Origin of the sequence: Micromonospora sp. CPCC 205739, from assembly GCF_036906795.1 — a bacterium.
In the GTDB taxonomy this organism is placed as follows: Bacteria; Actinomycetota; Actinomycetes; order Mycobacteriales; family Micromonosporaceae; genus Micromonospora.
Genome location: NZ_JBAKHS010000007.1, coordinates 207,960 through 226,142, shown reverse-complemented (window position 1 = coordinate 226,142; position 18,183 = coordinate 207,960). Strand labels below are relative to the sequence as shown.

Here is an 18,183-nt window from a genome sequence, read left to right as displayed (position 1 = left end):
CAGCCCGCCGTGCGCCGCGGGAGGCCGGCGGAATGAGACCCCGCCCAGACCCTCGATTGCGGTAAGCCCGATAACTGAGTCACCCGTTCCTGGCCCCTGACCCGCCCACCTTGTGAGGGCGCGTCAGGGACACCCGTACGTGAGAAGTCTCGTTGCCGAGGAAGGCAGGATGGCATCACGACCCCCCTCCGGGTACCAGATCAGGAAAGTGCACGCCACGCTGGGAAAGCTGCAGCGGTACACGCTCAACAAGCCGCTGACGTTCCGCTGCGTGACCTGCCGTCGCACCAACATGTCCAGCTCCGTCGTGACGGTTTCGGGCGACTGGTCCCAGCTGCTCTGCGGCGGTTGTTACGGACAGCAGGCGGCGCCGCAGGCCGGCACGGCACGGACGCCGGCACCCCGGGTACCCACCGCCCGAGCACAGCCCGAGACGCAGTGGACCTCCAGCCCGCTGCCCCGGGACATGGTGTGGCTCGCCGCCATGCATCGATCGGTCGCGGAGGGTAAGCAGCTTTCCCCATCCGAGCAGGAGCTTCACCGCCGGCGTGCCGGTGAGCCTCCCTCCATTGCCGCGATCAGGTACGCGGAGCTGCTTGTCGATGTGGAGGCCCGGATCGCCCAGCTCAGCGGCGGTGCCGCCGAGGAGCTGACCGTGACCCGGGAGAAGCTGTCGCTTCGCCGGGAAGAAGCGGTCGAGACGTTCCGAGCCGCCTGTCATGCCCGGAGTCGACCGGCACCCGGTGGTTCAGTCGAGGAACCGGTGGAGGCGCTGGTCATCCAGCAGGTCGCGCCGCACGCCTTCGACAAGGCGTTCACGAAGGCGCTGCGTCGTCGAGGCGTGCAGGTGGGTGCGCTCGAACCTCCGACGTCCGACGTGTGGGCGTGGCTGCAGACGCATGACAAGCAAACTTCCGAGCTGCCTGCCGAGGTGAAGCGCCTCAGAAAGCTGAACGGGGCCGACTTCACGCGCGAAGCCGTAGCGGAGGTCAACCGGTGGGAATGTGACCAGTCGATGGCGCATCCCGCGGTGGCGGAGCAATGGGCGGCCTGCACCGAAGAGATTTTGACGGAACTTGCGCGCGCCCGCCGGTCACTGGAGGTCGATCTGTCCGGCGGACGGGGCAACGGCGTGGTGCCACGCCTGCGCCGTGCCGGCGAGGCGTATGCCCGGGGCAGCGCCCGCTGCCTGGAAGCCCAGCTCATCGTGGCGGATCTGCTGGCGCACGCGAGCCAGCTCCACCGAGCCCGCAAGGTGCCGAAGGCCCGCGCCGAGTCCGCAGCCGAGGCGACAATGGCCGTGCGGCAGGCCGACCCTGCTCTGGCACGGTACGTCGATCGGGCGATCGAAGAGCACCGAAGGAGCTGCCCGAAGCTGTCCCCCAAGGAAGGTCACGCCGGCTGCGCGTCGTCCGTCGCCCAAGTCGTGCGTTCACGCCTTCAGCCAGTGGACCTGCCCGTGAATGCCAAAGGCGAGCCCCGGGAGCCCGGGCCCGGGGAAGGTTCCGCCGAGGAGGCACGATCGACTCTGCCGCCGCAGAGTGCCCATGAGGCCGTCGCCTTCCTCTCTCCAGAACTGCTCGAGCAGGTGCCGACCGAGGTGGCGCACGTCGTCGGCGTGGTGAACCCCTCCGACAGCGACGCTGACGATCGGTCCGAGGCGTTTGTCTGCGAAGCGGTACGGCGGCAGGTTCCCCGGGACTCCGCTTATCTTGCCGCGGTTGCGGCCGTCGACTTTGACCGGAGCACCGGAATTTTCGGGTACGCCTGGCTGACCGAGGAAGGCGAACTGCGAACCGGCACCGACCGGGCGGTCGATGTGCAAGACTGCGGCGTCCAGGCCATCTGCCGTACCGCGCTCGACCTTGTCACCGGCACGTCGAATGTCCAGGTCATCTGTCGGGATGACAGGGCTGCCAAGGTGGTTCTCCACGTCCTGCGCGCGGGTTTCGTGCCCGAGGCGCTCGGGTTCCCGGTCGCGGGCCACACGCGGCTACTGCTGGCCGAGGTGATCAGGCATCGGAAGCGACTCCTGGTCGCTACCGACTCCTGCCTGGATCGTCACCGCGGGGCGGCCGCTGCCGCACACCTCGCCGACCTCGCGTCGCGGGCAGGCCGAGGATCTGAACCGCGTTCGGCAGTCCAAGCCGAGGCCGACCGGATCTCTCAGCACTTCGGCCGGGCGGTGGGCGCTCGGCTGACGGGCCCGACGGAGGAAGATGATCACGCCTGGTGGCTGTCGGACAAGCCGCGGGACGAGGATCTGGTGTGGCAGACGGCCCTGTACCGGATGCATCTCCAGGGTGGTTGGTGCGTGCTTCCCGACGGTCGGCTTCCACTGAGGGAGGACCGACGACGACTGCAGCTTCGGGTCGAACATCGGGACCGAGGGCCAGCCCCGACCGCTGCCATGCAGAACGTGACCTTGCGCCGGCGCGGTGGGCAGTGGGAGATCGGCGGCATCCGGTGGCCGAAGGACCTCCTGCCAGGGACGGTGGTCACCTTCAGGTGGCGGCGGGGCAGCGCTCACATCAGCGCCCGCACTGCTCTGTTACCGCAGCCCGAGCGGGTAGACGACCTGGAGTTCCGGCACCGCTACGACCGTCAGGTCGTCACCCGCGAGACAGCCCCGGGGGCTGACCAGGACCGGGATGTTCCGGACCTCTCCGATGCGAGCTGGGTGATGCGGACGTTGCGCAAGCTGGGCTACCTCAGTGTGGACGGTGAAGCCATCCTCGCCGAGGACGCCTTGGTGCGGAACTGCCTGGAACTCGGTCTGCCGCCGCACCGCGCGGACCGGATAGGTCCAGCGGTGGAACAGCTCCTCCGGGCCGGCCGTCTTCACCGAGTAAAAGGCAGTGTCGACTACGACGGTCGCCCCTGGTATCCGCCCAGGCCTGGCCATGTCCGCACCCTGCTGCTGCGGTACGTCCCGCAGATTCAGGCCGTGACGCCGCAGCGAGACATCACCGGCGAATGGCGCCCGCACCGCCGAGGTCACTGGGTGACGGGCTTCGTGCGGCGCCTTCCGGCCGGCGCGCAGGCGTCCGCCGAGCAGATCGACGCCCACCGGGACGCCGTTCGTGCCTCGGAGCTGGTGGACCGGGACCTTCCTGAGGGCTTCACCTACGTGCGGCGCCACCGCCGCGCGCGCTGATTGCGACGAGTCTTGGAGGTGGTCGTGTTGTCCGATCTGACGGAGGCGCAGCCCGGCACGAGCTGGTGGACCGTGGCCGACGTGGACGAGGTGACGGAGATGCTGGCGTCGCGCCGCTCCCGGCTCTGGCAGCTCGTCGCACCCGCCGACCTGGCCGCCTGGGTCTTCGTCGACCATGCTCCGGCGCCGCTGGACCCACCGCCGGTCGGCTTCCAGCATGACTGGGCGAGCGGTCTGGATGAGTCAGGGCGTCGGGCATGGGCGCTCGCTGGCTGGGTGGCGCGGACGGTGGTGCCCAAGGCGGCCGACACCGTGGGCAGGTACTGGATCCTCTCCCACCTGGACGACGCCGCTCCTTCCGTGCTGCGGCTGACGGTCGGCGTGCTGGAGATCCTCGGTCTATACGAGTCAGGTGAGGCCGTGTGGCTCCGGGTGCACGCGGCACCCATTGGCCTCGCCATGGATGTCGGCGCGGTCGATCTAGCGGAGTGGGGGCGGCGTGGCGTCGAGGTGCTGGAGGACGGCACGAAGACGCTCGCCGAGGAGAAGTTCCTCCTCCGCTGCCCGGATCTGGGCACCGCTCTCTGGCTGTTGCGGCAGCCGCCGGTCATCGCCGGTTTACGGTTGCTGAGCTGCTGGGTGGCCGCCGGCCCCTACTCCTTCGAGGGCCGCTACCGGCCGGAGGTCGTGGGACGGGCATGGCAGGCGTCAGAGTTCCTCCTCAGCGACGACTTCGCGGGAGGGGTCGACGGGGAGGTCGGCTTCGACCTGCCGTATATCGGCTCCACGGTCGGTGAAGACCTGCCGACGCAGCGGTCGTTCGACGCGGACCGGTACCGCGCCGGAGTGGAAGAGCACGACCGGCTCTGCCGGCAGTTGATCGGCCACCTCGCTCAGTCCGGGATTGCGGCAGGGGCTGGGCTTGCGGGTGTGAACGTCGATCTGGCCTGGCGGGACGGCGAAGGACGGCAGTTCATCGCCGAGGTGAAGAGCATGGTCGGCGGCAACGATGTCGAGCAGCTGAGGCTCGGCCTCGGCCAGGTGCTCGAATACCGGCATCGTCTTGCGACCTGCGGCATCACCGTGCGCGCCGTTCTGTTGGTGACGCAGTGCGCAGACGAGACGTGGGCAGACATCTGCGCGGACAGCGACGTCGTGCTGGTGCCGGCCGACCGCCTCACGCGATCTCTTGAAGGTGTGATCGCAACCAGGAAAGGTGCCCCCGATAGTGCCTCGTAGAACCAGCAACCCCGCACCCTTCGGCGGCATCATCGTCCTGACCGTCGGGGTGGTATGCGCGTACGGGATTTGCAGTGGGAACGGCTCTCGGAGCGAAAAACTATTGATGATGGTCGGGGTGTCTGTCGGGCTCTTCATCGCCTGGGCTCACCTCAGCGGAGGTGGGCGTCGCAGGTGAACGGCGTGTCGCGGTGCATTGTCGAGGGCGGATGGTAGGTGGTGCCGTGTCGTCCACCTTCGGGCTCGCCGCAGGCGCCCACGATTGGCTAGGATCGTCCGAGGTCGACCTGGAAAACCATGGGCTCGGCCGCGCCTACCGCGGTCTGCGCGTCGAAGAAGTAGACCTCAGGTGCGACGAGGGCCTTCGTGACGACGGCCAGCCGCCACCCCTGGTCCTCCACGGCGGAACGGAACTCGTTTCGCGTGAGGAGAACGCTAGGGTGCGACCCGCTGACGCCCTTGACCTCCACCCGGTCCACCGTCCCGGTCGGCGACGTGCATGTGACGTCCCAGCCATAACAGTGTCTGCTGTCGTCCGTGACCTGCCAGCCCATCGCCTCGTAGTGGACGCGGACCGCGTCCATGGCGGCGGTCTCCACGAGGCGGTTGGTGATCGGGTTGCCGAAGCCGGCGCCGGACGGGTTGACCGTGATCTGCTGCGGTTGCGCCGGCAGGAGGGCGTCGAGAACGGCGAGTTCCTCCTTGCTGACCACCAGAGGGTTGCCCATCTGTGGTTGACGGAGAACCTCCATGCCGGCCAACCGCGGGTCGTCCTTCAACACTTGACGGGGGATCGGCCGCTCGAACAGGTGGATGTCCACAGGCGCAAAATGCTGGGTCCGCTGGCGCTGCCCCTCATCGAGCCAGAAGCCCGGGTTCTCACCGGTGATGTCCTGCCGCCACGCCGAGCCGAGCACCGTGCCGGCGCCCCACAGACCGGGCTCCGGGTACGTTCCGTCTCGGCCGGTCACCCAGAACAGCACGCGCTGCCCCTCCGACAACAGTCTGGTGCGGTAGCTCGGCACCACGGACCAACGGGTGATCACCTCCTCACCGCTGTCGAGGAAGGTGGCGAGATCCCACTTGGCGGGGTTGCACTTGACCATCCACGCGCCGAGGTTGTCGAGGGTCACGGGCCCCCCGCGTGGGCTCTGCATCCGGGCGTTCTCGGCAAGCACCTGCCGCAGTTCGTTCCACCAGATCTGCTGGTTGTCGCCCCTGCGCTGAAACGGCACCCGGCGGGCGAGCCGGTAGAAGCCACCGGCCGGCTCCGACGGCCGGCCGTTCGTCCCCTGTCGGACGACGAGCGCGGAGATCATCGCTCGTCCCGCGGCCTGTTCCCGGAGGGAGGCCTCCTCGAGGATGTGCGGCATCGGACCCTGGTAGTAGGCGATGTGCACGCCCCGCTCGGCCAGCCGCTCGCTCAACTGGCGGTAGGTGACCAGCGCGTCGGACTCCGTGCGCGAGTTCCCTGCCACCTCTCGCAACAACTCGATGGTCGCTTCGACAGCCGCGTCGAAATCCGCGTCCCCGGCCCGCATTGGTCCATCCTCGTGCGGCCGCGACCGGCGACCATCCTCGGAACGGCCGAGATGCCGCGACCGACGGCCAGTGCCACCGGCCCTCACCGTAGTCGGCGGGAGATCAGGCTGCGGGTACGTTCGCTGAGCTGGGCACCGATGAAGCTGTTGAGCTTCTCCGGGTCCGGCTCGACACGTCGAGCCTCTTCCAACTCCTCCCAGGTGTCGTAGTCGTACGGGTCGCCGGCCGTCACCACCCCGATGCCGTGCGCCCGGGCGGCCGCGGAAACATCCTCGACGTCATCCCTGAGTGAAGCCGCGCGGTCCGGTGGAATGTAGAACAGGACGTACGCCCGGGTGGCCGCGCGACGGTGTGCCAGCGCCTCGTAGACCGCCTGGACGTTCACCGCGTTCGGGGACTTGATCTCGAAGGTGTTGACGTCCAGGTGCTTGCCCGGCACGTACTCGAAGGTCCTGACCTCGACCGTGGTGATGTCCGGACGGGACCAGACGCCGTCGGGTCGACTACCACCGAGAGCGGTGATCTCCACGGCCAGCAGGTCCTGCCGATGCTCCTGGGCCCAGTCCCGCTCGATCACCTCACGCATCGGTGGGTACAGGCTCAACTCGTTGGTGATGGCGGCTTCGATCCGCTCGACATCCGGCGCGTCGCCCTCCACCATGACGGCGACCAGATGGGTGTGGCCCTGGGCTTCCGGTTCGGCGCGGCGGACAACCCCGCCGCGACCACGACCCCGGAGCACCAGCCCCTTGTCGACGAGCCCGTCACGCGCCAGGAAGTACCGGTTCCTGTTCCAGTGCAGATATTGGCGCAGCGACGGGTTGCTGCGCGATGAGCCGTCCACGGGCAGCGCGTTGTACAGCGTGCACTCGTCCTCCGAAAGCGCTGACAGGTCCGCCGCCATCTACCGACGTTAACCACCCCGCAGGCGTCCATCCAGACGTCGTGACATGTGGGCCTCTCACTTATCGACGAAAGGCACAATTCATACCCTCAGCGGGTCAGTCTCTGCCGGGGCCGGGGCCGGGCGTTGAACCGTTCCGGGACGGCTTCCTCGGCTCCGCCGACGCTGCCCGCCCTTGGGACTTCAGCCGCTCAGCGAGGAATTCGAACGACGTGGCCTTCTCGTAGGCGTCGTCACTGCGTAGTCCCTCAGCGAGCAGGTCATCCAGTCGCTGTGAGGCGGCCTGCTGTTGGGCGATGAGTTCCTGGACGACGGTGGCGAGGCTCTCGTTGGTCATCTTGGCTGCGCCCCCCGCGACCGGACTGTCCACCAGCTTCTCCAGGATCGACAGCCACTGCCGACTGAGCCGATCGGCATACTGAGCCCGCTTCACGTCGACGTCGTACTCGCAGTCGAGCTTGATGAGCTGCTCCCAGTAGGGCCGGACGGCCTGCTTGACACCCTCGTCGAGCTCAACCCACACGTACGGCTGACAGGCGACCTGCGCGCCGCCGCGCTCGTAGCGCCACGGTCCCGTTTCGGCCAGCGCCCGCTGCAACTCCACCTCCAGATCCCTGGCCCGGTGCGCGGCGAAATTGCGAGCGCGGGCCGCAGCCAGACGGGTCAGCGCGCGAATGGCGTACGGCATGAAGTACTGCGCGGAGCCGCTCAGCATCTCGCGCGGGATTCCGTCGGATGACCAGACGAACGCGGCGCGGATGCGGAAGGTGAACACGTAACCGCGTGCCGGCACGATGATCGGCGCTGACACGTCTCGTCGTTCCGTCAACCGGCCGGGTGGTGGCGGCGGTGGCGCTGGCGAGATCGGCGCCGAGATGGGCTCCGGCCCCTGCAGCGCCACCAGCAGACGACGCCACAGCGTCAGTAACCATGTCCCGAACCGGCGCCACGGTCCCACCCGTGGCTGTTCTGTGCTGAAGAGGCTTGTCATGTCACTACTCCCTCATCGCGTTCTCGAGCCACCCGGGCAGGCCGTTCTGGAACTCACTCAGCCGTATGAGATGGAACTGCAGTCGGTGCCGTAGGGCCGGAACGGCCGCCAGGTCGGTCACCAACGCACCGATCGACTTACGGAAGCTTTCATCGGAGTCGGCCTTGTGCAGCCACTGACCGAAGATCAGCCACGCCCGGCGGGACGGGAGCGTGGCGAGCAGCGACACCTGCCAGAGACGAGCGAGATCGGCGGCGTCGACCTGGCTCGCCGCGAGCTTCGTCATCAGGTCGGCAGAGCCGCTGGGAAGATCGTCGGCGGTCCGTGACGCGAGGATGAGGAGGGCGTTGCCGGCATGCCGTTGCAGCTGGCGGTCATCCGACCACCGCGCCAACTCGAAGATGATTTGGTCAGCCCGATCAGGGGAGTGGAGGTAGAGCTGGTACACGCTCTCGGCCACCGCGTGGGTGTGCTGCTGCATCCGATCCTCGGCGATGCGGCGCAGGTCTGCCAGACTCCAGCTCAGGTCCGGTTGCTGAAGTCCGCTGGCATAGACGAGAGCGGCCGCGTCCCGCTGGTAGTTGCGGTGGCCGCCGGCCCAGTCCCGTACCTTCCGGCGGACGAGGTGGTGCACGTTGCCGCCCATGTCCGCCACAACGATCGCCCGGGCCGCAGCTTGACGGCTCCGAGGCCTGGGCGCGGACGCCCAACCGTCTATGAGATCCGTGCACACCCGATCGAAGTCGTGGTGAGCGAGTAAGCCCGCCGCTTCGGCGGCCGCGCGGCGCACCGGCTCGTCGTCGGAAGCGACCAAGGTGTCGAGCCACTTGAGTATCGCCGGTCTGGTGCTGTCGAATTCGTGCCACGCCTCGTCGATGATGGCACCTCGCATGGCACCGTCACGTAGCCATGCAGATCGGGACACGCCGACGCGCGAGCGTGCGGCCTCCCGGCCTTCCCGCCAGTCGACATCGAGTGGCCCGAGCAGCTCGGACACGGGGTGCTGCAACGCCATCCGGCCCCAGTCCGGCCGCTTGGCCTGTCCGTCGATCTCCTCGAGCAGCAGGCTCGCGGCCTCGAAGACGTAGTGCAGCGGTTGCCGGGCGAAGACGGCGTACGCGATGCGGAATGCTCGTTCGTGCTGGTCGGCTCGGCGCGGACGTCGATCCCCGCCGGCGACCTCGGACCGGAGGATTTCGGCTGCGCGCGCCCTTCGCCTCGGCTGGGACATTCCTACGATCTCGGCGAGCGCATCGTCGTCAGCGGGATGGCGATCCGCGACAGCCGTAGCGAGCGGCACCACCTCGCGCGGCCCGTATGTGCTCTCGAGCGCCGCACCGAGATCCTCATGCTGAAGGTATGTCTCGACCTGCCGCTCGTTCGACTCGTCACTCAGGTCCGCACGATCGCGTAGCTGGTGTTGCAGGTGTGTGCGGAAGACGGCCACCGGGTCGGGGCCTTGGTGCGGCACCTCGGCGCTGTGCCTACTGCCGGCGCGTGAGTCGTCATCCCGGATCAGGAGCAGGCTGGCCGAGCGTTGCCGGAATACGTCAGCCAGCAGGCGCATCGCCTCGACATGCCTGTCTCCAGGCAGTCGCAGGACGTAGCCGTGATCTTCCGCGAGGCTGTCCGCCGCGCGGTGGAGGGCCTCCGGCCCGACCTCCTCGGGCAGCAGCACCTCGCGCACCCGATCCGCGCTGTGACGTCGAGCGAGCGCGGCGCACGCTGTGCTGAATCGGCCGGTGTTGGGACGGCCGGTCAAACAGGCGGTGGACCGTTCATGGAGCAAGGCGGACAGCCTGCTGTCCGCAGCAGCCTCCGCGTAGACCTTGAGGAGATCCGGCACTCCGACGAGATCCCGGATGATGGGCTTGGCGGGTGGCTGGCCTTGATAGCTGATGTGGTGGATGGTGTTGTTGTTGCCGAAGGCGTTCACCCCGCTGGCGTTGATGTCGGAGTAGCTGGCCTCGACGTTGGTGCCGTATAGTTCCTCGCCCACTCGAGGATCCAGGCGAAGCGAGCCCGGAGGGATTTCGTCTCCCTGGTCACTGTCCGACTGGCTGCGGTCTTCTGCCCGGGAGGGCGAGTCGTCCAGCGGAGCCCCTTGCTTCACTACCGCATTACGCCCACCACCGTCCCGCGGGGTGTCAGGGGCGTTGGCAGCATCTTCGGGCTGTGATTCGCTCACGAGTCCGACCGCCATGGATCCGTGTTGTCGTGCGTGCCTGAGGTGGAAATGACGTTGCCGTTTCCGAACGCGTTGACCCCGTGGGACGTGATGTTGCTGAAGACCTGGCCCCCGGGGAGGGGCTGCGGGGTAGGGACACGGCTGCGACGGCCGGCGTCGCCGCTACCCTTTCCCGAGTTGCCGGGAGGACGGCGGCTTTCGTTGCGGTCATTCGCGTCAGCGTCACCGGCGATGTTCTCACCCGGGACGTAGATCCAGGCGATGGCTTCGAAGTCCTTCTCCGGCACCTTGGCCGACACCCGCCGGAAGTGCTCCGGCCTCAGGTCCTGATAATGGCGGACGACGTCCTGGTGGATCCGGTCCGAGACGATCAACGCGACCGCGGCGCTCGGGAACTGTCGCAGCGCCGCCTTGAGCTGCGGTGAGTCGATCAGCCGACAGACGGTCACGACCGCGTCGCCCGGGTAGCCGTTCGCGCCGTCGAGATGGACCAGCCCCTCGTGGACGCCGATTCGTAGTCGGATCCGAGCCTCCGGAGCCAGGCCCCGGTTGTGCTCGCGCAGCAGTCGATCAACGGTTGGCGTCAGCCGCGTCACCACCGCCCGCTCGCTCGTCCCAGCGGGCAGGATCGCGAGCTCTCCATCGCCTCCCTGCTGGAGGAGCCAGGTGGCACGGTCGAGGCCTAGCTCCTCGCAGGCCTCCGTCATGATCTTCTGAAAAGCAAGTTGAGACCGATACTGCAGGACGTTGTCGCGTCCGCTGTAGCTCTCCATGTCCACGGCGACGAGAACTCGGCGGTCCGGATCCGCGAAGTCAGGCACGCGATCCACCCTTCGAATGACGACGGTGGGCTGTTCAACGTCATCTATATCGGTCCGGCGCCCTGGAAATTCCATAGAAGTACGGGTTGTCGCTTCAGCGTCGGGTGGACGACAACCCGTACTTCGACTTCATGTCCCCGTCCGCATCCGCCTTCACTTGACGCATGGGAAACGTTCGACGGACGGCCGGACAGCCTCACCTCGATCCGTGGCGCGATCTTCAGGTCGGCCTCGCCGTGGCAGCTTCGCTCCAGACCTCAATTCGTCACGCGGACACCAAGGCCTTTGCGCTCCTGGCGATCGAGGGTGGGGTGGCAACCGCGGTTGTGGACAGGATGGTGCCGCACGTGGTTGGCGGTGCCCCGATCACCGTCCTGCTGGCTGCGCTGCTGGTGATCCCCCTCGTCATTGGGCTCGCGTCGGCCGCCTGGCTGCTCGTTCTGGCGCTTCGGCCCCGTCTCGACGGTGCCAGCAGCGCCAACCGATTCGCCTTCCCGAACCTCAGCCGAGCAGCGGGCAGCCCGTCTGCGGCGTCGGTTCGACGGCACAGGGATGAGGTGTGGGACCTCGTCACCGTGCTCGCCCACATCGCGATGGCGAAGCACCTGCAGGTACGCCGGAGCATGCCATGGCTCATGGTGACGATGGCGTCCGCTGGGGGGCTGATGCTCGTCTCGACCCTTTCGGCACCGGTGATGCCGTGATCCGAGACAGCAATCAGTAGCGATCTCGGAGCCGAACGTGAATGATGATCTCTTAGGCGGGGATGGAGGCGATACGTGGACGACGTGACCTGGATGCCCGGGACCTTCCTCGGTCGACTCGACAAGACCGCTCGGGATCGCCTCCTGTCCGTCGGGATCCGTCGTTCGGTCAAGGAGTCCCAGGTCGTGCTCCAGGAGGGTGCACTCGAGTCGCACGTCATCCTGCTGGACGACGCCCTCGCCAAGGTCACCGTCGAGATGGCAGACGGTCGACAGGCGCTGCTGGCCATCCGCATGTCTGGTGACATCGTCGGGGAGATCTCCGCGCTGAACGGCACGCCGAGGACCGCAACGGTCACCGCCTGCCGGCCCTCAACCGTTCGGATCGTCCACCGCAACGCGTTCCGTGCCTTTCTTCGATCCAATCCGGACGCTGCCATGGAAGTCGCCGGCATCGTCGCAGACCGGCTGCGCTGGGCAAACCGACGCCGGGTCGACTTCGCCTCCTACCCGGTCAAGGTTCGCCTGGCGCGCGTGCTCTGGGAAATCGCCACGGCGTACGGCCGGCGAAGCTGCGAGGGGCTCGTCATCAACGTGCGACTCACCCAGAGCGAATTGGCGACCCTCTGTGGGGCCGCCGAGATCAGCTTGCACAAGGCGCTCGGAAGCTTGCGGGGGGCCGGCATCATCGCCACGGGCTATCGCGAAATTATCATCCGGGACAGTGATGGGCTACGTGCCGTTGCTGATCTTGACGGTTTCGCCTGACGGTACGAGCCGCTCAGGTCGCGGCCTCCAGCTGAGCCTTACGCAGTCATACGGGTGGACGCGGGCGGGCAGGGGACGGCGGGGGTGATGTTTCGGTCGGGTGCCGGTCGCGGCATGCGTGGCACGAGCTGATCAACACGGTAGTCTCTTTCCGTGGCCGTTCGGCATCCCCCGTATCTGCTCAGGCTCAAGGTGACCAACTTCCGCAGCCTGCGCGACGTGGAGGTGCGCCTTGCCGCCCTCAATGTGCTGGTTGGCCCCAACGGTGCGGGGAAGTCGAACCTCCTGGACGTCATCGCTTTTCTGGGTGATGCGACTCGCGATGACCTCGAGCCGGCGCTCGAGCGTCGCGGGGGCATCCACCGGGTGCTGTTTCGAGGTAGTCGCGACCCGAGGAGCCCGATCGGCATCGAGGTCGAGACGGCGGTCACCAGGAACAGCAGCCTGACGGCTCCCGACACCTACTCCCTGACCTTCTCTTCACAGAAGCCGCTGGTGCGGACCGATCGGCATGTCCTGCGTCGCGCCGAGAGGTTCACGTTCGAGCGCGCCACCGGGCCGGGGCAGCGCATCACGATCGATGGGGGGAAGATCACGTTTCACCGGCCCGAGGGCGGCGAAGAGACAGCAAGCCTGCGGGAGGGGTCTCTCGGCCTGTCAACGCTGCCAAAGCTGATCTCTGAGGACGACGCCGAGCTGGTCGAGGCGTTGGCCGATCTTTTCTCCAGCTTCCGCGTCTTCGATGTGGATGTGGCCGCAGCGCGTAGGCCAGCTCAGGAGCGGATCAGTGAGCGCCTGTCCAACGACGCCAGCAACCTGGCGCCGTTCCTGGCATACCTCGCCGAGGAGCACCCCGACAGGTTCGCCGCGCTGCACCGCGATGCCCGCTCCTTCATACCTGGCCTGGCGAGCCTGGAGTTCACTCCTATCGGTGGGGCTGGCGAGGGAGTCGTGCTCAATCTCGTCGAGGCCGCGTTGCCCGGATCCACCAAACTGCAGGAAGCCTCGTACGGGTCCATCCGGGCGCTGGCCCTGCTTGCGCTCCTGTATGACCCGTCGCCGCCGCGGTTAACCTGCATCGAAGAGATCGACCACGGCCTGCATCCGCACATTCTCGATCGGCTGGTGGAGTTGCTGCGGCAGGCGTCGAGCCGCACACAGTTCCTGATCGCCACCCATTCGCCAGCGTTGGTCAACCGCCTGACGCCGGACGAGTTGATCGTCTGCGAGCGAGGCGAGGACGCGGCGTCCCGCATACCGGCAATCGATCCGGAGACCGTGCGCGCCATGGAGCAGGAGCTTCACGGCGAGATCGGGCTGGGAGAGTTGTGGTTCTCCGGCGCGCTCGGGGGCTGTCCGGAATGAAAGCCAAGCGAGGCGAGGCACGCAGCGCAGTCGTCATCCTCGGTGAGGACGACAACGACCGGAAGACGATTCAGATTCTGGTAGCCGCGCTGCGTCCCGACATCTCACTCGGAGACATGAAGCCCCTCCGCAAGCCGATGGCGCTGGTGCGTAACGTGCCGCCCAGCAGACTGCCGAGTCAGGCCGAGCGCGTTTCGGTGCTGTTGCGTGCGTTCAACGTGAGGGCGCCGATCCGCTGCGTGCTCATGCACGAGGACGCTGACGACGTCGAGCCGGCCCACGAGGCGCTGATCAGCAAGATCGAGGGCTGTTACCGATCCCTTCCCTGGCCAGTGCTGGCGGTGGTACCGGCCTGGGAGACGGAGACGTGGTGGTTCCTCTTCCCGGACGCGGTACAAGCCGCTCACCCGACCTGGCAGCCTCCAAAGCAGTACGCCGGCCGGGACGTCGGCAAGATTCGGAACGCGAAGGAGCAGCTCAGGAAGTCGGTGCGGCCCTCCGGCGCGAAACCGACGTTTCAGTCGTACGTCGAAGCGGACAGCGTGCTGATCGCGGAGAAGATTGTGGCGATGGGCCGGCTGTCGCCGCCCTGGTTCGCTCGTAGCGCGAGCTGGCTCGCCTTCCTACAGAAGGTCAAGCAACTGTAGGGAGCCGACGTAAGGCATGTCCGGATGCCGACCGTCCGATGGTGAAAGTTTGTATGCGACGGTGCTGTCCATAGTGTCATCGCACGGTAGGCTCGTCCGCACCTAACGTCCGCGCCCGGTCCGCTGTGCCGGACCCCTTGGATCGAGGTGGATGAGATTTCTGAGCACGCTGAAGAGGTCGTCGAGGAGCTGGATTCGCTCGGTCATCTAACGGGTGTCGAAATGGAAGACGATCCGGACGTCTCCGAAGCGGATCAGCTGCACGACGCCATCCAGGCACCCTTCGATCCCGAACTGATCGACGTGGTCACTCGGAACACCACCGTGGACCTGCTGCTGTCGCGGGTGCGAACCCGGCGGGTCGACCTGCAGCCCGACTTCCAGCGGCAGGCAGGCATCTGGAAGCTTCAGGCGAAGAGCAGGCTCATCGAGTCGCTCCTCCTGCGGATCCCCCTGCCCACCTTCTACGCCGCGGAGACCGATGACGAGGTCTGGGCCATGGTGGACGGCATCCAACGGCTGACGACGATCGTTGAGTTCATCGAGCCGCAGGCGATCGGCAAGGAACCGCTGCGGCTCCGCAACCTCGAGTACCTGGGCACTGAGTATGACCAGGCCACGTTCGATGAGCTGCCCGAGCGGCTACAGACCCGCCTTCGAGAAACCGAGCTGATCGTCCACCTGATCAGGCGCGGCACCCCGGAAGAGGTCAAGTTCAACATCTTCGCCCGGATCAACACCGGCGGTCTTCCGTTGTCCCGGCAGGAGTTGCGGCATGCGCTGATACCGGGTGACGGAAGAACCATCCTCAGGGAGTGGGCGGATTCCGAAACCTTCCGGTCCGCGACGGGGTACGGCGTCCGCAGCGATCGGATGGCCGACCGAGAGATGGTTCTGCGCTTCCTCGCGTTTCGCCTGACCGACCCACACGCCTATGCCGATGACGACTTCGACCACTTTCTTCGCATCTCCATGGGGGCCCTCAACAAGCTACCGAAGAAAGAGGTCGATGAGCTGTGGGAGCAGTTCGGGAAGGCGATGTGGGCGGCGTACGAGATCTTCGGCACCTACGCCTTCCGCAAGGTCGAACGTAAGGGCGGGAGTCGCAGGCTGCCCATCAACAAGGCGCTCTTCGAGGCGGTCTCGGTGAATCTCGCAGCCATGACCGACGACGAGATTGCCACCTTGACGAGACGGCGTCGTCGAGTAGAGAAGATGTTCCTGGACCTCATGTCGGACGTTGACTTCCAAGCGGCAATCTCGCAAGGCACGGGTGACCCGGCGAAGGTGCGCCTCCGCTTCGATGCGATCCGAGACATCTTCACCGCAGTGTCCGGAGCGTGACCCGGCGGCCTCGGCGACGGCTACAGCTTCACTCGTTGAGTCAGGGCCGTGGCGGAGGCGGTTCGTGGCTCGATCGGTACGGTGACGGCATGAGGGAGCGGCTGTGATGGATCCTCCCTTCGGGGCGGGAGCGGATGCGGCCGAAGAGTGGGTGCGGTCCTGGTCGGCATCCGTGTCGGAGCGGGCGGCCCAGGCACAGGCCATGTCGCAGCGCATCGCTGACCTGACAGTGTCGGCGACCGGCGGCCACGGCGCCGTGGAGGTCACCGTGGCCGGCAGTGGCACCGTCACGGGGCTGCGGCTCGACGATCGGGTGTGCGGGTGGTCAGGGGAGCGGATCGCCGCGGAGATCATGGGTACCATGCGCCGGGCGCAGGCCCGCCTCGCCGAGGCGGTGGCTGACGTTGCCGCCCAGACGGTCGGCGCTGACTCCGAGACCGGGCGGGCAGTCGTGGGTAGCTACGCCACCCGGTTCCCCGCACCGCCCGACGACGGCGACGATGATCGACGCAATCCCCACCGGCGGTGAAACGTGGCTGGTCACCAGGGCTTTGAGGTCGACAGTCAGACGGTGCGTGCGCATTCCGGCACGGTTGACGGCGTTGCCGACGAGGTCGACCAGTGCCGCCGCGCCGCAGCGTCCGTGCAACTGGGGCGCGACGCCTACGGCCGGCTGTGCCAGCTCATCCCCAGCCTGATCGACCCGATCCAGCAGGCCACCATCGACACCTTGAACGGCGCTACCGACGCCCTGCAACGTGCCGCCGACGACCTACGATTCACCGCCCGCGAGTACGAGAGCGGTGACCAGGCGGTGGCGACGCGTTTCACTCGCGGAGCCGAACAATGAGCCAGGCGGCGAACCCGCTCATCCCCACCCGCCAGGACAGCACCACCGCGTTTAGCGGGGTGTTCATCGCCGAGGACATCGACAGCCTGGCGGCGAGCTACGCCGGCGGTGGCTGGATCGACACCGCGATCGGTGGGTTGGCCGTCTCCATGGACGCCCTTGCCTTCGTCACCGACCCGCTGGGTCAGCTCGTCGCCTGGGGTGTGGGCTGGCTGATCGAACATGTGAAGCCGTTGTCCGACGCCCTCGACGAACTGGCCGGCGACCCCGACCAGATCGCCGCCTACGCCCAGACCTGGCGCAACCTCAGCAACAAACTCACGGACGTCGGCGCGACCCTCGGCGACGCGGTCAGGACTCAGATCGCCGACTGGACGGGCAGCGCCTCGGACGCCTACCGACGCCACAGCGCGGAGCACCGGTCCGCGCTGGAGGCTCTTGCGAAGGCCACCGGCATGATGGCCGAGATCACCACCGGTGCTGGCCTGCTCGTCGCCATGGTTCGTACCCTCGTCCGTGATCTCATCGCCGAGTTTGTCTCGGTGCTCGCCGTCCGCCTGTGGGAGTGGCTCGCCGAAGCCGGCGTCACCCTCGGCCTGGCCACGCCGTGGGTCATCACCCAGGTCACCGCCCTCGCCGGCAAGTGGGCCGCCCGGATCACCCGACTGCTGCAGGGCCTCATCAACAGCCTTCGTCGACTGGCACCCATCCTCCGCCGGCTCGGGACGCACATCGAGGATCTCAAGGCCCTGCTCCGCCGTCTTGCGACCCCGGGCGGCACCACGGCACCCGCCCCCCACCGGGGCACGCATTTGCTCCACTCTGAGGCCGACCCGCTCCGCAAGTGGGGCCCGGCCCAACGGACCCACCCCGAACAATGGGAGGCCGCCATCCGGGAGGCCCGGGAACTGGGGGTCGAGGTCACCTTCCGCGAAGGCGCGCTGGCGTACGGACCGAGTCCGTCACCGGGGAATCCCGGCCACCTGATCCTCGACCCCGACGCCTCGTACGGAGCCCTGCTGCACGAGATGCAACACCTGCGGGATGATCAGGCGGTGGGCTGGGCCGGGATGAGAGGCTGGTTCGAAGATCCGGTCGTCCGTTACGAGAACGAGGTCCGTGCCTACCAGCAGGAGATCAGCCACGCGGAATCCCTCGGCGACCAGGAGTCGGTGGACCGCCTGAACCAGTTGATCCGCGAAGAGTATTCGAAGATCTTTGGAGAGGAACCATGACGGCGCCGCCCCCACCGCACAGGCCGGCGCCGCCGGTGCGGCAGATGTCCAACGAGGATCTGACAGAGCTGGTCCAGCGGGGCGGGCCGTACCGGGGCAAGGCCGTTTTCGAGCTGGTCGACCGCGCCGCCACCGACGACGACGCGGCAACGCGGCTGGGCGACCTGAGCCGACTTCCGGCGCTACGCGACGACCGCGTGTTCCACCTGGTCTCGCTCTCCTGGGCCGCGATCATCGGACTCCTCGCCGCGGAGACCGCGCACTCACGGAGGGTCGCCTACGCCGCTTTCCAGGCTCTGCCCGCCGCGGACCAGGCGGATTTCCTCGCCTACGTCAAGGCCGAGCGGATTGAAGACGCGCATCCTCGGGTCTGATTTACGCCGGAATTGCGCTCCGACGTCGACGCTGTGCGCGGGTGACCGTCAGGG

The 18,183-nt window shown here is 67.3% G+C and carries 16 protein-coding genes; 11 read left to right on the top strand and 5 right to left on the bottom strand.

Annotation, left to right across the window (positions count from 1 at the left end; translation table 11 throughout):
- Nucleotides 1-169: 169 nt before the first annotated feature.
- Together V6U88_RS13370 and V6U88_RS13365 are read left to right on the top strand one after the other, a co-directional pair.
- A complete protein-coding gene (locus tag V6U88_RS13370; RefSeq protein ID WP_334452884.1) occupies nucleotides 170-3,157 on the top strand; it encodes a hypothetical protein in 2,988 nt (995 codons plus the stop codon).
- Nucleotides 3,158-3,181: 24 nt separating this feature from the next.
- Nucleotides 3,182-4,396, top strand: a complete 1,215-nt coding sequence (locus tag V6U88_RS13365) for a hypothetical protein (protein ID WP_334452883.1) — start codon at nucleotides 3,182-3,184, stop codon at nucleotides 4,394-4,396.
- A 266-nt stretch (nucleotides 4,397-4,662) separates the two neighbouring features.
- Here the strand turns inward: V6U88_RS13365 and V6U88_RS13360 are convergent, their stop codons facing one another.
- The 5 genes from V6U88_RS13360 to V6U88_RS13340 all read right to left on the bottom strand — a co-directional run bounded on the left by V6U88_RS13360 (nucleotide 4,663) and on the right by V6U88_RS13340 (nucleotide 10,794).
- The gene (locus tag V6U88_RS13360) at nucleotides 4,663-5,937 is read right to left on the bottom strand and encodes a protein NO VEIN domain-containing protein (protein WP_334452882.1); all 1,275 of its coding nucleotides are present in this window, start codon (nucleotides 5,935-5,937) and stop codon (nucleotides 4,663-4,665) included.
- Between the two features lie 83 nt (nucleotides 5,938-6,020).
- Complete coding sequence (locus tag V6U88_RS13355) at nucleotides 6,021-6,842, bottom strand: hypothetical protein (RefSeq protein ID WP_334452881.1); 822 nt, start codon at nucleotides 6,840-6,842, stop codon at nucleotides 6,021-6,023.
- Nucleotides 6,843-6,939: 97 nt separating this feature from the next.
- A complete protein-coding gene (locus tag V6U88_RS13350) occupies nucleotides 6,940-7,833 on the bottom strand; it encodes a hypothetical protein (protein ID WP_334452880.1) in 894 nt (297 codons plus the stop codon).
- Nucleotides 7,834-7,837: 4 nt separating this feature from the next.
- A complete protein-coding gene (locus V6U88_RS13345) occupies nucleotides 7,838-9,832 on the bottom strand; it encodes a hypothetical protein (RefSeq protein WP_334452878.1) in 1,995 nt (664 codons plus the stop codon).
- Nucleotides 9,833-10,017: 185 nt separating this feature from the next.
- Nucleotides 10,018-10,794 (bottom strand): hypothetical protein, encoded by a 777-nt coding sequence (locus V6U88_RS13340; protein ID WP_334453043.1) that lies wholly within the window; start codon nucleotides 10,792-10,794, stop codon nucleotides 10,018-10,020.
- 212 nt (nucleotides 10,795-11,006) lie between these two features.
- Here V6U88_RS13340 and V6U88_RS13335 point away from each other — a divergent pair, with 212 nt between their 5' ends.
- The 9 genes from V6U88_RS13335 (at nucleotide 11,007) to V6U88_RS13295 (ending at nucleotide 18,129) form a co-directional block, all read left to right on the top strand.
- Nucleotides 11,007-11,546 carry a Pycsar system effector family protein gene (locus V6U88_RS13335; RefSeq protein WP_334452877.1) on the top strand — a complete coding sequence of 180 codons (540 nt, stop codon included), beginning with the start codon at nucleotides 11,007-11,009 and terminating at the stop codon, nucleotides 11,544-11,546.
- 75 nt (nucleotides 11,547-11,621) lie between these two features.
- Nucleotides 11,622-12,314, top strand: a complete 693-nt coding sequence (locus V6U88_RS13330; protein ID WP_334452875.1) for a Crp/Fnr family transcriptional regulator — start codon at nucleotides 11,622-11,624, stop codon at nucleotides 12,312-12,314.
- 153 nt (nucleotides 12,315-12,467) lie between these two features.
- Nucleotides 12,468-13,679: an AAA family ATPase gene (locus tag V6U88_RS13325; protein WP_334452873.1), complete on the top strand. Its 1,212-nt coding sequence runs from the start codon at nucleotides 12,468-12,470 to the stop codon at nucleotides 13,677-13,679.
- Nucleotides 13,676-14,326 (top strand): hypothetical protein, encoded by a 651-nt coding sequence (locus V6U88_RS13320; protein WP_334452872.1) that lies wholly within the window; start codon nucleotides 13,676-13,678, stop codon nucleotides 14,324-14,326. The genes V6U88_RS13325 and V6U88_RS13320 overlap by 4 nt, the downstream gene beginning before the upstream one ends.
- Nucleotides 14,327-14,473: 147 nt before the next feature.
- Entirely contained in the window at nucleotides 14,474-15,670 is a 1,197-nt protein-coding gene (locus V6U88_RS13315; RefSeq protein ID WP_334452870.1) for a DUF262 domain-containing protein, read from the top strand.
- Between the two features lie 106 nt (nucleotides 15,671-15,776).
- On the top strand, nucleotides 15,777-16,199 hold the full coding sequence (locus V6U88_RS13310; protein WP_334452868.1) for a YbaB/EbfC family nucleoid-associated protein: 423 nt from the start codon (nucleotides 15,777-15,779) through the stop codon (nucleotides 16,197-16,199).
- A 3-nt stretch (nucleotides 16,200-16,202) separates the two neighbouring features.
- Entirely contained in the window at nucleotides 16,203-16,520 is a 318-nt protein-coding gene (locus V6U88_RS13305; RefSeq protein WP_334452866.1) for a type VII secretion target, read from the top strand.
- On the top strand, nucleotides 16,517-17,755 hold the full coding sequence (locus V6U88_RS13300; RefSeq protein ID WP_334452865.1) for a WXG100 family type VII secretion target: 1,239 nt from the start codon (nucleotides 16,517-16,519) through the stop codon (nucleotides 17,753-17,755). The genes V6U88_RS13305 and V6U88_RS13300 overlap by 4 nt, the downstream gene beginning before the upstream one ends.
- A 44-nt stretch (nucleotides 17,756-17,799) precedes the next feature.
- Nucleotides 17,800-18,129, top strand: coding sequence for a hypothetical protein (locus V6U88_RS13295; RefSeq protein WP_334452863.1), 330 nt, complete (start codon nucleotides 17,800-17,802; stop codon nucleotides 18,127-18,129).
- The last annotated feature ends 54 nt before the right edge of the window (nucleotides 18,130-18,183 follow it).

Bases quoted from the DNA above. Each gene is read 5' to 3' on its own strand.
- V6U88_RS13370 (WP_334452884.1), top strand. From the start codon at position 170: ATGGCATCACGACCCCCCTCCGGGTACCAGATCAGGAAAGTGCACGCC.
- V6U88_RS13360 (WP_334452882.1), bottom strand. From the start codon at position 5,937: ATGCGGGCCGGGGACGCGGATTTCGACGCGGCTGTCGAAGCGACCATC.
- V6U88_RS13355 (WP_334452881.1), bottom strand. From the start codon at position 6,842: ATGGCGGCGGACCTGTCAGCGCTTTCGGAGGACGAGTGCACGCTGTAC.
- V6U88_RS13350 (WP_334452880.1), bottom strand. From the start codon at position 7,833: ATGACAAGCCTCTTCAGCACAGAACAGCCACGGGTGGGACCGTGGCGC.
- V6U88_RS13340 (WP_334453043.1), bottom strand. From the start codon at position 10,794: ATGGAGAGCTACAGCGGACGCGACAACGTCCTGCAGTATCGGTCTCAA.
- V6U88_RS13335 (WP_334452877.1), top strand. From the start codon at position 11,007: ATGGGAAACGTTCGACGGACGGCCGGACAGCCTCACCTCGATCCGTGG.
- V6U88_RS13320 (WP_334452872.1), top strand. From the start codon at position 13,676: ATGAAAGCCAAGCGAGGCGAGGCACGCAGCGCAGTCGTCATCCTCGGT.
- V6U88_RS13310 (WP_334452868.1), top strand. From the start codon at position 15,777: ATGGATCCTCCCTTCGGGGCGGGAGCGGATGCGGCCGAAGAGTGGGTG.
- V6U88_RS13300 (WP_334452865.1), top strand. From the start codon at position 16,517: ATGAGCCAGGCGGCGAACCCGCTCATCCCCACCCGCCAGGACAGCACC.
- V6U88_RS13295 (WP_334452863.1), top strand. From the start codon at position 17,800: ATGTCCAACGAGGATCTGACAGAGCTGGTCCAGCGGGGCGGGCCGTAC.